Annotated in this window: 14 protein-coding genes and 1 tRNA gene; 12 read left to right on the forward strand and 3 right to left on the reverse strand. The window is 57.6% G+C overall.

Annotated features, from left to right (window positions below; genetic code table 11):
* Nucleotides 1-3: 3 nt before the first annotated feature.
* From AAA069_RS02760 to AAA069_RS02810, 11 genes are all read left to right on the forward strand, one after another.
* On the forward strand, nt 4-1182 hold the full coding sequence (locus tag AAA069_RS02760; protein WP_349127503.1) for a cysteine desulfurase family protein: 1179 nt from the start codon (nt 4-6) through the stop codon (nt 1180-1182).
* The gene (locus tag AAA069_RS02765) at nt 1179-1988 is read left to right on the forward strand and encodes a Nif3-like dinuclear metal center hexameric protein (protein WP_349127504.1); all 810 of its coding nucleotides are present in this window, start codon (nt 1179-1181) and stop codon (nt 1986-1988) included. Before AAA069_RS02760 ends, AAA069_RS02765 begins: the two co-directional genes overlap by 4 nt.
* Nucleotides 1985-2704: a hypothetical protein gene (locus tag AAA069_RS02770; protein WP_349127505.1), complete on the forward strand. Its 720-nt coding sequence runs from the start codon at nt 1985-1987 to the stop codon at nt 2702-2704. Before AAA069_RS02765 ends, AAA069_RS02770 begins: the two co-directional genes overlap by 4 nt.
* Complete coding sequence (gene coaBC / locus AAA069_RS02775) at nt 2705-3919, forward strand: bifunctional phosphopantothenoylcysteine decarboxylase/phosphopantothenate--cysteine ligase CoaBC (protein WP_349127506.1); 1215 nt, start codon at nt 2705-2707, stop codon at nt 3917-3919. It begins immediately after the preceding gene.
* A gap of 80 nt (nt 3920-3999) precedes the next feature.
* Nucleotides 4000-4076: transfer RNA gene (locus AAA069_RS02780), tRNA-Pro, on the forward strand.
* A 293-nt stretch (nt 4077-4369) separates the two neighbouring features.
* Nucleotides 4370-5074: a CDP-alcohol phosphatidyltransferase family protein gene (locus tag AAA069_RS02785; RefSeq protein ID WP_227790831.1), complete on the forward strand. Its 705-nt coding sequence runs from the start codon at nt 4370-4372 to the stop codon at nt 5072-5074.
* Nucleotides 5075-5140: 66 nt separating this feature from the next.
* Nucleotides 5141-5575, forward strand: a complete 435-nt coding sequence (locus tag AAA069_RS02790; RefSeq protein ID WP_006236002.1) for an FHA domain-containing protein — start codon at nt 5141-5143, stop codon at nt 5573-5575.
* A 3-nt stretch (nt 5576-5578) separates the two neighbouring features.
* The gene (locus AAA069_RS02795) at nt 5579-6457 is read left to right on the forward strand and encodes a MerR family transcriptional regulator (protein ID WP_148346656.1); all 879 of its coding nucleotides are present in this window, start codon (nt 5579-5581) and stop codon (nt 6455-6457) included.
* Nucleotides 6458-6496: 39 nt separating this feature from the next.
* Nucleotides 6497-7027: an adenine phosphoribosyltransferase gene (locus AAA069_RS02800; RefSeq protein ID WP_195362049.1), complete on the forward strand. Its 531-nt coding sequence runs from the start codon at nt 6497-6499 to the stop codon at nt 7025-7027.
* A gap of 32 nt (nt 7028-7059) precedes the next feature.
* Complete coding sequence (locus AAA069_RS02805; protein WP_138374201.1) at nt 7060-8187, forward strand: NlpC/P60 family protein; 1128 nt, start codon at nt 7060-7062, stop codon at nt 8185-8187.
* A 164-nt stretch (nt 8188-8351) separates the two neighbouring features.
* Nucleotides 8352-9218 (forward strand): DegV family protein, encoded by an 867-nt coding sequence (locus AAA069_RS02810; RefSeq protein ID WP_195503849.1) that lies wholly within the window; start codon nt 8352-8354, stop codon nt 9216-9218.
* Nucleotides 9219-9291: 73 nt separating this feature from the next.
* On the opposite strand, the gene AAA069_RS02815 is transcribed toward AAA069_RS02810, so the two are convergent.
* Together AAA069_RS02815 and AAA069_RS02820 are read right to left on the reverse strand one after the other, a co-directional pair.
* The gene (locus AAA069_RS02815; RefSeq protein WP_349127507.1) at nt 9292-9903 is read right to left on the reverse strand and encodes a DUF1836 domain-containing protein; all 612 of its coding nucleotides are present in this window, start codon (nt 9901-9903) and stop codon (nt 9292-9294) included.
* 155 nt (nt 9904-10058) lie between these two features.
* Nucleotides 10059-10997 (reverse strand): FAD-dependent oxidoreductase, encoded by a 939-nt coding sequence (locus tag AAA069_RS02820; protein WP_349127508.1) that lies wholly within the window; start codon nt 10995-10997, stop codon nt 10059-10061.
* Nucleotides 10998-11114: 117 nt separating this feature from the next.
* Between AAA069_RS02820 and AAA069_RS02825 the strand changes: the two genes are divergently transcribed.
* Complete coding sequence (locus AAA069_RS02825) at nt 11115-12416, forward strand: glycosyltransferase (RefSeq protein WP_349127509.1); 1302 nt, start codon at nt 11115-11117, stop codon at nt 12414-12416.
* Between the two features lie 393 nt (nt 12417-12809).
* Here the strand turns inward: AAA069_RS02825 and dut are convergent, their stop codons facing one another.
* On the reverse strand, nt 12810-13253 hold the full coding sequence (dut, locus tag AAA069_RS02830) for a dUTP diphosphatase (protein ID WP_349127510.1): 444 nt from the start codon (nt 13251-13253) through the stop codon (nt 12810-12812).

A 13253-nucleotide genomic window follows, 5' to 3' on the forward strand; every position in this document is an offset into this window, starting at 1 on the left:
CTTATGACCGCAGGTCAAAACCGCATACCCGTGAATCTTGACTATGCCGCCTCGACGCCCATGCGCGCCGAGGCGCGCCTTGCGCAGCGCGAATACGACGACAGCGAGCTTGCCGGCGTCAACCCCAACTCGCTGCATTCGCTCGGCCGCAAGGCCGCTGCGCGCCTTGAAGTCGCGCGTCGTGAGATTGCCCGCAGCTTTGGCGAGCGCGTCCGTCCGTCCGAGATCATCTTGACCAACGGCGGTACCGAGGCAAACCAGCTGGCGCTCCTCGGACTTGCCGAGGGCGCCCGTCAGCGCGACCGTAAGCGTAACCGCGTAATCGTATCTGCCATCGAGCACGATTCGATTCTGGACAACCTGCCGCTGCTGCGTGCTGCCGGCTTTACCGTCGACCTGGTGCAGCCCTGCCGTGCGGGTTATATTGAGCCTACCGCGCTCATCGAGCTGCTCGGCGACGACGTCGCGCTCGTGAGCATCATGGCCGCCAACAACGAGACAGGCGTGGTGCAGCCCATCCGCGAGCTAGCCACGGCCGCGCATACCGAGGGCGCCCTGTTCCACACCGACGCCATCCAGGGCTATCTGCACATTCCGCTCGATGCCACCGAGTTGGGCGTCGATGCCATGTCCGTTGCCGCACACAAAATTGGCGGTCCTGTGGCATCCGGCGCGCTCTACGTTAAGACCCGCACGCCGCTGCGCCCCCGCATCTTTGGCGGCGGACAGGAAGCCGGACGTCGCGCCGGCACGCAGGACCTGCGCACGCAGCTGGCCTTTGCCGCTGCCGCCCGCACGCTCGCGCCCCATGTGGCCCAGGAGCGCGAGAAGCTGCAAGCCCTTTCCGACAAGCTCTACGCCACGCTTACGGCCCACCCGCGCATTCACGCCACCATGGGCGACTACGCACATGCCGACCGTCTGCCCGGCATGGTATCGATCTATATTGACGGCATGGACTCCGAGGAGCTCATCATCAAGCTCGACGCCGCCGGCTTTGAGGTATCGGCAGGCTCGGCATGCTCGAGCGGCAGCATGGACCCCAGCCACGTTTTGAGCGCGATGGGCATCGGTCGCGAGCAGGCGTTGGGCGCACTGCGCATTTCTTTCGATGACCGCGTGAATCCGACCGATCTGGACGACTTTGCCCAGACGCTACTCTCGATCGTAGGTGCCGCATGATTGTCGCCGAACTCGAGCGCGCCCTACTTGCACGCTATCCCAAGGCGGACGCCGAACCCTGGGACCACGTAGGCTTATCCGTTGGCGACCCCGATGACGAGATCCGCGGCGTTGCCTGCGCGCTTGACGCTACCAGGGACAACGTGCACCGCGCCTTGGCAGCCGGAGCCAACGTGTTGCTCACGCATCATCCCGTCTACATCAAGGCGCCCGAGGCGTTTTGTCCGGCGGATGCGTCGCGTCCCCAGTGCAGCGCTGCACTGTATGAGGCAGCCCGTTGCGGCGTGAGCATCATCTCGCTTCACACCAACCTGGACCGCTCGCACGAGGCACGCGTTCGCCTGAGTGAGTTGCTGGGCGCTGAGCCCATGAGCTCGCTGGAGCATGTGGACGAGCCTGAGCTCACCGGTCTGGGCGCACTCGCGACCCTCCACGACCCCTGCAGCCTGCGCAACCTTGCCGCACGCGCCGCCACGGCCTTCGGAAGTGATCCACGTGTATGGGGTGAAGCCGATCACCTGTGCCGCACCGTTGCCATTTTGGGCGGCTCCTTGGGCGACTTCGGAGAGCTTGCCATCGCCGCCTGTGCGGATGTCATCGTGACGGGCGAGGCGGGCTACCACGTGGCGCAAGACCTTGCCTTGCGCGGGCTGCCAGTGGTTTTGCTCGGCCATGACCGCTCCGAGGAGCCGTTCGTTGATATATTGATGAACTCTGCAGTTGACGCCGGGGTCGACCCCCGTCATGCGATTAAAATACTGAACCCTTGCCAATGGTGGACTGTGACAAAAGGAGAGAACTTATGAGCGCCGGCGCTACGCTACTCAAGCTGCAACAGATCGATTTGGAGCTCGCCCGCAACAAGAGCGAACTTGCCAATATGCCGGAGCTCAAGGAGCTCGCTTCCAAGCGCAAGACCTACGTTAAGCTCAAGGCCGAGATGACCAAGCTCTACGCCCAGCGCAAGGACCTGGATATTGAGCTCGACGATCTCAACACCACCGAGATCCAGACCAATAACGCCATCGAGGCCGCCAAGAAGCGCCACGTTGATGGCTCTGACTACCGCGAGGTTCAGGACCTGGAGAACGAGCTCGCCACCCTGGCCAAGCGTCTGGACAAGATCGAGCATACCCGCAAGGACGTCGTCATCGCCCATAAGGAGGCGCTCGACCGCGAGGCTCGCGCGCAGGCCATCATCGCCAAGTTCGAGGATGGCGTGAAGGCCGACACCAAGGCCGCCCGTGCCAAGGCCGCCGGCCTCCAGGCACAGATTGACGCCGCCACCAAGGAGCGCACTGCGCTGGCTGCCACGCTGCCGACCGACGTGCTCACCGACTACGAGCGCCTGCTCAAGCAGTTCCGCGGCCTGGCCGTCGAGACCATCAAGGGCAACATTCCCACCATCTGCCACACCGCACTGCAGGCATCGTCCATGAGCGACCTCAACCACGACGGTAGCGAGATCGCGCACTGCCCGTATTGCCACCGTCTGCTGGTGCTTCCCAGCAAGGAAGCCTAAATGACGGCGGCATCCAACAATTCAATGCAACTTGAGGGAAAAACGATCCTGCTGGGCATTACCGGCGGGATCGCCGCCTATAAGTCGTGCAATATCGTGCGCCTGCTGCAAAAGCGCGGCGCGCGCGTCAAGGTCGTTATGAGCGAGCATGCCACCGAGTTTGTGGGACCACTTACCTTCCGTGCGCTCACCAACGAACCGGTCGCCGTAGGCCTGTTCGACGACCCCTCCGACCCCATCCACCATATTTCGCTGGCGCAGGAGCCCGATCTGGTGGTCGTGGCGCCCGCGACGGCCAATATCATCGCCAAGATGGCAAACGGTATCGCCGATGACCTCATCTCCACCACGCTGCTTGCCACGCCGCGACCCATCGTGATCGCACCCGCTATGAACAACGGCATGTGGAAGGCGCCGGCGACGCAGGCCAATATGGCCACATTGCGCGACCGTGGCGTCCATGTGGTGGGACCCGGTAACGGCTACCTTGCCTGCGGCGACGTGGACACGGGACGCATGAGCGAGCCCGAGGACATCGTCGAGGCCGTCTGCAAGGTGCTGAACCCCGTGCCCCAGGACCTTGCGGGCAAGCGCATCGTGATTACCGCCGGCCCCACGCACGAACCGATCGACCCTGTGCGCTTCATCGGCAACCGGTCGTCGGGCAAGATGGGCATCGCCCTGGCGGGGGAGGCCGCTCGCCGCGGTGCTGCGGTAACGCTTGTGCTGGGACCGACATCGCTCGATGTTCCCCACGGCGTGGAATGCGTACGCGTGCAAACCGCCGCTGAAATGCTGCAGGTGGCTCTGGGCGCCTTTCAGACGGCCGATGCGGCCATTTGTGCCGCAGCCGTCGCCGACTACACCCCCGCAGCCCCTGCCGACCATAAGCTCAAAAAGGCTAACGAGCGCCTGGATCGCATCGAACTGGTCGAGACGGTCGATATCTTGGCCGAGCTTTCGCGCCAAAAGGGGGAGCGGTGCGTGATCGGCTTTGCGGCCGAGACCGATAACGTCGTGGAGTACGCGCAGCGAAAGCTCGCCCGCAAGGGTTGCGATGCCATTATCGCCAACGATGTCTCGCGCGCCGATTCGGGATTTGGAACCGATACCAACAAGGCCTGGATCGTGAGTACAGCGGGTACGCAAGAACTTCCCGTACTAACAAAGCCCCAGCTCGCAGATACAATTTTGGACTTGCTTCAAAATTTGTAAAAAAGTTCTTGCACAAGGACAAAGTTTCGGGTTAATATACTCCCTGTTGCGAGCGAGAGCAGAGCAACAAACAAAAGCTTCGGGACGTGGCGCAGCTTGGTAGCGCACTTGACTGGGGGTCAAGGGGTCGCTGGTTCGAATCCAGTCGTCCCGACCAGAAGTTTGCAGGTCAGGCACCTAGTGCCTGACCTTTTTTGTTTTAATCACCATGATTATTTTGCTTAAAGCAACAACGTTCCCGCTCGATGTAATCACCGAATCAAAACGTGTACATCAGCCACCAAAATCGACATTTTTCGACATGTTTGGAGGCTGATGTACACGAATGCGAAATCCCCGCCGCCTAAAAGCGCCCTCCACATGTCTGGACTCTCTATGCTTACGCTGGATAGACATCGCCGGAACGGGTATAGTATCGAAAGTTTTGTCGTTAACCAGCGGGGGAGTCCTGTGGGCATCAAAAAGAAGATCAAAAAGGAGCTTATCGGCACTTCCGATTACCCGTCGAATAAGATCTTTACGATCTCCAATTTCATCACCTTTACGCGCCTGATCCTCACCCTGGTATTTCTGTACCTGTTTGTGACGGACAACAACCGCGTCATCGCCATTGTTATCTACGCCGTTGCCGCCTCCACCGACTGGATGGACGGCCAGATCGCCCGCATGACTAAGACGGTCTCATGGCTCGGCAAGGTCATGGATCCCATCTGCGACCGTGCGCTGCTGTTCACCGGCGTCTTGGGACTGGTGGTCCGCGGAGAGCTACCCATCTGGGTCTGCGTGCTCATTATTGGCCGCGACATCTATCTGGGCATCGGCACGCTTATCGTGCGTCATTATCACCGTCGCCCCATCGATGTCGTCTTCCCCGGAAAGATTGCCACAGCGCTGCTCATGACTGGTTTCTCGCTCATGCTGCTCGGTTTCCCCGTTATTGACGGCCTGCATCTTTTACCTTCATCCCTTACGGCCTTCCCGGGCCTCAACGGAAGCTCGGTGCCCCTCGGCATCTTCTTTGTGTACGGCGGCGTGATCTTCTCCATGCTCACGGCTGTCATCTACTCCATTAAGGGCGGAGCGGCCATTAAACAGGCTCTCGCGCATCCCGAGGACGAGGACATCGACTTTCTGAACCCTGAAATCGAAGACTGATTCGTTGGGGTATGATTACGTACGGTTCATTATTTGCGGCAGGTCCGCGATAAGTTAGGGGTTGTCATGGACAACATGGTTAACAATATGCCTCAGAATGATAAGACCGCGGACGCTACCTGCGTATTCCGCGTTCCTTCAAGCGACGTCACCGTTCCCGACCTCATGGCCAACGTGCGCATCACCGCCCCCGTTCTGTCCATCGTCAAGGGTCCGCAGACTGGTGCCGCTTTTGAACTCGAGGACGACGTGACCACCATCGGCCGCGATCCTGCGAACGGCATCTTCCTCAATGACATGACCGTTTCGCGCAGCCACGCGCGCATTATTCGCGAGGGCCTCGGCGCTCGCATCGAGGACTTGGGCTCGCTCAATGGCACCTGGGTCGACGGTGCCATCGTCAATGCAGCCCCGCTGCACGACGGTTCTTCCGTCCAGATTGGTACGTTTACGCTCATCTACCACGAGAGCACGCCGGAGCGCATCGAAACCGGTGAGTAGGGCATGGCCGAACGCAACTATCTGAGTATCGGCCAAGTCGTCAACCTACTTCGAGGCGCATACCCCGATCTTTCGAACTCAAAAATTAGATTTCTAGAGGATGAGGGGCTCATTACCCCTCATCGTACGCCAAAGGGATACCGTCAGTACTCCAAGGAGGACGTTGATCGCCTGGAGGTCATTCTGCACCTGCAGAAGACCCGCTATATGCCACTCAACGTGATTAAGCAGCGCTTGGAAAACGCCACGGACCTGTCAACGCTCGCCTACGAGGTGGGCTTGCTGTCCGATGTTCCGCTCAAGACGGAGCCCAAGGAGACTAAGCAAAAGCTGCATCCCATCGAGACCATTCCCGATATGCTGGGCGTCGAGATTTCGTTTATCCGCTCGCTCGCTGAGAACGACCTCATTCGCATCATCAAGAGTCCGCAGAATCGTGAGCTCGTCGATGGCCGAGATTTCCCGATCATCCGTTACTGCTCCGAGCTGTCGCGCTTCCATATCGAGCCACGCAACCTGCGTCAGTACGTGTCTTCCGCCAACCGCGAGTCCTCGATGTTTGAGCAGGTGCTCGTGAGCATGCTCGGAATGGATACCTCCGATGACGAGCGCGACGCCAAGCTCGAGCGTGCGTTTAAGAAGCTTCACGACCTGACGGAGGGCGTGCACACCGCGCTGCTCAAGAACCGCGTTTTTGAGTCGCTCAACGCCGTGGTCGAGGACGCCGACATCGATGCACTCGATGAGGAAATCACGCGTTCCGAGTCCACCAAGGCCAAAAACGAAGAGCCAGCCGCGCCGGTTTCGCACGAGGATTCTCTCGTAAAGCCGCTCAAAGTCGTCGCCCCGTCGCAATCCGGCGCCGCCACCGCGGGCAAATAACCGCTGCTGAAATTTCGGCAATCCATGAAAGGTCACGCCATGTATGACTTCGAATCTCATATCGTCGATATTCCCGACTATCCCGAACCCGGAGTCGTATTTAAGGACATCACGCCGCTCTTTGGCAATCCCGAGGCTCTCAAAGCCATGACCGATGCCCTCGCCGAGCACTTTGCCGGCATGGGAATCACCAAGGTCGTGGGTCCCGAGGCTCGCGGCTTTATGGTTGGCGTACCGGTGGCTGTAGCCCTTGGCGCCGGCTTTGTTCCCGCACGTAAACCGGGAAAGCTGCCGCGCGAGACCGTGAGCCAGAGCTACGAGCTCGAGTACGGCACCGATTCAATTGAGATCCATGCCGACGCTATCAGCTCTAAAGATACCGTGTTGATTCTGGACGACTTGGTCGCGACGGGCGGAACCGTCGAGGCAACAGGTAAACTGGTGCGAGATATGGGCGCAAAGCTTGTCGGTTATGGTTGTATCCTTGAGCTTGCGTTTCTCAACCCGCGCGAGAAGCTCACGCCGTCTGATGACGATGTGGAGCTCTTTAGCCTGGTGACGGTGGACTAGCCGTTACCCTTAGTTACTGGAAAGGAAGCTACATGCGCACAGCAAACACGCACAAAAACATGGCACGCTGCGCTGCTACGGCAACCCTCGCTTGTGTTTTGGGCTTGGGCCTCGCGGCTCCTGCCTACGCCGATACCGCATCCGACCTTGCCGCTGCTCGTACGAAGCTCGAGCAGATCGGTACCCAAACCCAGCAGATTTACGATGAACTCGCCACGCAGACGCAGGCGCTCGATCAGACTGCTGGCGAGATCACGCAAAAGCAGCAGGAGATCGCCGATGGTCAGGCCAAGCTCTCGACCTATGTCGCCGGCGAGTACAAAACCGGCGGTCTGAGCCTGCTTCAGGTTCTGACGGGCGTCGATGACCTGAGCGATATGCTCAACCGTCTGTTCTACTACGGCAAAGTTTCCGATAAGCAGGCTCAGACCATTCAAGAGGTCAAGGAGCTCAAACAGCAGCTCACCGATAAGCAGGCCGAGCAGGAAAAGAACGTCGCCACCACGCAAAAGAAGGTCGACGAGCTTAACGCCCAGCAGGCTGAAGCACAGAACGTCGTAAACTCTCTGGATTCACAGCTGCAGGCTGAGCTTGCCGCTGAGGCCGAGGCCAACGCCGCGCTGCAGGCCGGCATCAACGCCAGTACCGCCGAAAAGGCCACGGTGAGCAACGAGACTGCCGGTGCGACCGAGAACACCAACAACGGTGGCCAGACCAGCAATAACAACAACCAGGGCGGCAACACTCCGGCTCCTACGCCGGCACCTGCTCCGACACCGCAGCCCTCCACGCCTGCCCCGGCTCCGACGCCTTCTGCTCCGAGCCAGTCCGTCGATGGCGGTTCTGTTGTCTCGCGTGCATACAGCAAGCTTGGTTGCGCCTATTCCTGGGGCGGAATTGGCCCGAACAGTTTCGACTGCTCTGGTTTTGTTAGCTATTGCCTCACTGGTCGCTATTGCCGCCTGGGCACCACGGGCACCTTTATGGGCTGGACGCGTGTGTCTGATCCGCAGCCCGGTGACGTTGTGGTCAACTCGTACCACACCGGCATTTACATCGGTGGTGGTCAGATGATTCATGCTTCCGACTACAACACGGGTGTTATCATCAGCTCCGTTGCCGCCGGCATGAACAACAACTACATTTTCGTGCGCTACTAAGTATTCAGATAAAGCAAACGGATATGGACCTCGTGGCTTTGAGTCATGGGGTCCATTCTTTTGCCTTTAGTGCAGTCCGCTATCTAGTTTTGAATACTAGATAGCGGCCCAATCGGTCTGCAAGATGGCTATAATTGAATGGGAACGATTAGAAAGGACCCTCTATGAGCTGGGCACTTATCTCCGATTCAAGCTGCAACCTCCGCGATTGGCAACCGATCGCACCCCATACCACCTTTGCATTTGCGCCCCTCAAAATTCGAGTGGGGGAGCGTGAATTCGTCGATGACCTTTCGCTCGATGTTCATGAGCTCAACTGCGCTGTTCAGGCGGAGACGAATGCCTCTTCGAGCGCTTGTCCCAGCGTGGGGGAGTGGGCCGAGCTCTTCAAATTGGCAGACAAGACCATCTGCATGCCGATCTCTGAGGGCGTGTCGGGCAGCTACAACGCGGCAGCCACGGCTCGCGATATGGTTCTTGCCGAGGAGCCCGACCGACAGATTCATCTAGTCAATTCACGCGCAGCTGGCGGCAAAATGGACCTCATTTTCTTGCTGTTCGACCGCTATCTTGCAAGCAATCCGAATGTCTCATTCGAGGATGCTTGCGCATACTTCGATAGCCTTGAACAGAACAGCAAAATCCTCTTCAGTTTGTGCAATTACGAAAACCTCGCCAAAGCCGGACGTATCCCTAAGGCAGCCGGCGTCATTGCCAACAAGCTCAATATCCGCATTTTGGGCACGGCGAGTGAGGCCGGTAAAATCGAACTCGTCGGGCACACGCGTGGCGAAAAGAAGATGCTCAACAAGATCATCGACACTATGGAAGCCGAGGGCTTTACGGGCGGTGAGGTCATCATCGATCACGTTGAGAACGAAGCTGGAGCCCAGGCGCTTACTGATCGCATAGTCGAACATTGGCCCGGCTCCAAGACCATCATCATGCCCTGCAACGGCCTGGATTCCTATTACGCCGAGATGCACGGCCTGATCATCGGCTACGGCATGGGCGTAGCTTCGGGCAAATAAAGTCCAACCAAGCAAAAAAACGGGCGGGACAAAGCGACAGATGGCTCTTTGTCCCGCCCGTTTTATACGTCGGCTAGCTATTAAACCCGTTGAACTTGAGATAGCTCATCAAGTAAGCCTTCAAAACAAAGGATGAAACCGCGCTGCGCACAAGCAGCGACTCACGCGTTACCTGATGCGCCGTATCGGGAACCGGCGTCTGCTCGACGGAAAACGCCGCACGAATCGATGCCTCGAGCTGATCGACCACATAATCAAAGGCCGTCGGGGCATCGTAGCTCAATCGCTGAATGTTAAAGAGTGCCTGCACCGCAGCAATAGGTAGCACCTGCTTAAAGATGCAGATAGCGATCAGGCGGGCAATCTGCTCGCGGCCATATTGCTTTTTGACCGGAGCAGGCACCAGGCCAACCTTTACGTAGTTATTGATCATCGATGGCGTAATGACAGGCTGCTCAACGCAAATGGACAGCGGCTCCATCCACAGCGCAACATACTCAATAACCTGGTCGCGGTAGAGCGTCACATTGGGCAACTGGTTATAGCGCGGCAGACTCAACGTATTAAGTTTGCGCACGATATCGGACTGAATAAATGCATCGGGCAGCACAGTGGGCTGAATATCCTCAGGCTTAATGCTGACCGATGTATCGGACATCGGGATAACGCGTTTGGCGTGGTTCATAAGAATCCTCCGTTCATTAGCTATATTGTATTCTAGGTTATCTAGTTTTGCATACCATATAGCCGGCAAGTAAAAGTGGTTGGACAGCACATTGATGCACCGTCCAACCACTTTGTTTTAAAGATAGCAACCTTACATAAGATATATTATCGTACTTATCCGCGTAGAAACGCGTATGCGCTCGTTGCTGCTATGGCTCCGTCAGAAACGGCGGTCACAACCTGACGTAAGCGCTTGGAACGGATATCGCCAGCAGCAAATAGACCTGGCGTGCGGGTCGCCATGGATTCATCAGTCAAAATGCCGCCATCAGGCGCCAGATCGACAAGATGCTCAACAAGCTCGGTATGGGGTTGCGTCCCGGTAAAGACAAAGATGCCAAACGAGCCAGGCTCAAATGACTTGGTATGAATTTCCCCGGATGAATTGTCCTTAAAGGCGATCGTCGTTGGCATGGCTTCGCCCGAGAGCTCCACAATACTAGTTTGGTACCTAACTGTAATATTGTCCTTTTCGAGTACTTTCTGAACAACACCATCAGGCGCACGGAACTGGTCGCGGCGCAGCACGATGGTCACACTGCTGGCAATGTCTGACAGGAACAGTGCCTCTTCGCATGCCGAATTGCCACCACCGATTACAAAGACCTGTTTGCCGCGGAAGAACATGCCGTCACATGTTGCGCAATATGAAACGCCACGACCGCGATAGGTATCCTCGCCAGCGAAACCTGCCGGACGCGGCGTGGCACCCATGCAAGCGATAACGCTCGAGGCAAGCGTATCGCCCATATCGTGATGCACCGTAAACAGCGCTGCATCGGCATCGTAATCGATACCCGTAACCATGCTCCATGCGACCTGCGCTCCCAGGCCCTCTGCATGCTGCTGAAAACGCTCGCCGAGTTCGGCGCCACTCAAGAGCGGAATGCCCGGATAGTTCTCGACTTCATTGGTCGTGGCGATCTGTCCGCCCGACATGCCCTGTTCAATCACGGTCGTCGTTAGGTTGGAGCGCGCCGCATAAATGGCCGCAGCATAGCCCGCAGGGCCGCCACCGATAATCGCAACATCAATCGGCTGATCGGTAGTCATGGAATATCCTCTCGTCGATACATTGACGTTCTTTGCGCTCATACCCAAATTTACGTGAACATGACACTCATGCACTACAATGTTAAATCGCGTAACAAAGCTGAAGGGGAGTTATCGATGGATCAAACGCAGACGGGCAATAGCGCTCCCCTGCCCATGCAAGCTACTCCCCAACCGGAGCAAATGACCGTTTCACCTGCACAAAAACCCCTAGTAACCATCGTGCACGCATCGGTTGGATCGGGCCACAAAGCCGCCGCCAACGCGATTGCACAAGCATTTGACCTTATCAGCGGCACCAAGGGAATCCCTGAGGATGTTGAGATCGAAGTCCTGGATATCCTCGATTTTGGACGTATTAGGTTCGATGGTAATAAAACAGCAGCTTCGTTTACCGGCGCCACGCGTCCCATATATGACCTAACCTGGCGATACACGTTTACGGGACATCTGCTCTGGGGCGGAGGCACGGCATGGTCACGTATTATGTTCCCTGCCTTCAACGAATATGTCCGCACCCGCAGGCCCATAGCCGTGGTCGCAACACACATCACGGCGGCCAACGTCGCTGTGGGTGCCCGCGTCATCACGGGTATCGATTATCCCGTCATCTGCGTACCAACAGACTATGAAGTCGAAGGCTTTTGGCCCCACAAGGACACCGATCTGTTCTGCGTAGCCAACGAATTTATGGCCGAGACACTTCGCCCCCGTAAAGTTCCCGAGACCAAAATCCGCATTACAGGCATCCCCATTCGCGCCGGGTTTGATACGGACTACAATCGCGAGGAAGAACTCGAGAAGTTCAATCTCCCCGCTGACAAGACCGTTGTGTTGGTGATGGCCGGTGCCAGTTTGCCTCAACCGTACGTTCGCTTTCGCGCGGAGATGGACCGCACACTCCCCTTCCTGCGCAGCTTCGAGGACATGCACTTTGTCTTTTTGCCGGGCAAGGATGAGGAATACGCCACCCGCCTCAAGACGCTCTTCGACGCCATGAAGCTCGAAAACGTCACGGTTCTGGACTACGTGGACGATATGGCAGCCCTCATGCACGGCTGCGACCTGGCAATCCTCAAATCGGGCGGGCTCACCGTCACCGAGTGCCTGTGCGCTCATCTGCCGATGATCCTGCTGGGCAAATCATACGGCCAGGAAAAGGCCAACACCACGATGCTCACCGGCATGGGCGCCAGCATGCATGTCACCACCGCACGAGAACTCATCGTGACGCTTCGTCACCTGCACGACCACCCTGAGTCGCTCAAAGCGCTACTCATCAACGGCGAAGTACTACGCCGCCCCCACGCAGCCGAAGACATCGCCATCGCAACCATGGAGCTAGTAGGCAAGCCCCAAAAGCGCAAACGAGCCTTCTGCCGCTTCTATTGGGGCGGAAAACCCGCGCATATCCGCTAGTCGAATGTCCGCCGCTCTGTCGGAGCCGCCCTTATATCATTCCATGCTCAAACATTCTCGCTTCGCTGCGAAACTGCGCGTGGAACGATATAAGGGCGGCTCCGACAGAGCGGCTGCGTTTACTTACTAGCAGCTACTTCGGTATCCCCTCCATTAGAACCTGCAAAGGTAAAACAGGAAAATATAAATACAGTAAGCCGATGCGACAAAAGGGGGTATCCCTTTATCGCATCGGCTTACTAGAAAAGTAAATATTGTTTCAAGCGAGTAGCCGCCCGCCCGGGGCTTACCTATATCGTTCCACGCGCAGTTTCGCAGCGAGCGAAGCGACGCGAGAATGTTTGAGCATGGAATGATATAGGTAAGCCCCGGGCGGGAGGGATACGAGCGCCCCTAGGCGACGCCGCTGGAGCCGAAGCCTCCTTTGCCTCGGTCGGTTTCGTCTAGTTCTTCTACTTCTACGAGGTTGACCGTGGGGACTTCTTGGATGACGAGTTGGGCCATGCGGTCGCCTTTGTTGATTTGGATATTGTTGGAGGGATCCAGGTTGATGAGGATAACCTTGAGTTCTCCTCGGTAGTGGGCGTCGATGAGGCCCGGCGTATTGACTATAGACAGGCCCTGCTTGATGGCCAAGCCGCTGCGGGGCTGGACGAAGCCGGCGTAGCCATCGGGTAGGGCGATAGCCAGCCCAGTAGAGACCAGACGACGTTCGAAGGGCTTCAGGACGCAATCCTCGTTGGAGCGCAGATCCAAGCCGGCATCGGTGGGATGGGCGTATTTAGGAAGCTCGACGGTGGGGTCGAGACGCTTTATGTTGACGGTAATGTTGGACAT

The organism is Collinsella sp. CLA-SR-H006, from assembly GCF_040097075.1.
In the GTDB taxonomy this organism is placed as follows: domain Bacteria; phylum Actinomycetota; class Coriobacteriia; order Coriobacteriales; family Coriobacteriaceae; genus Collinsella.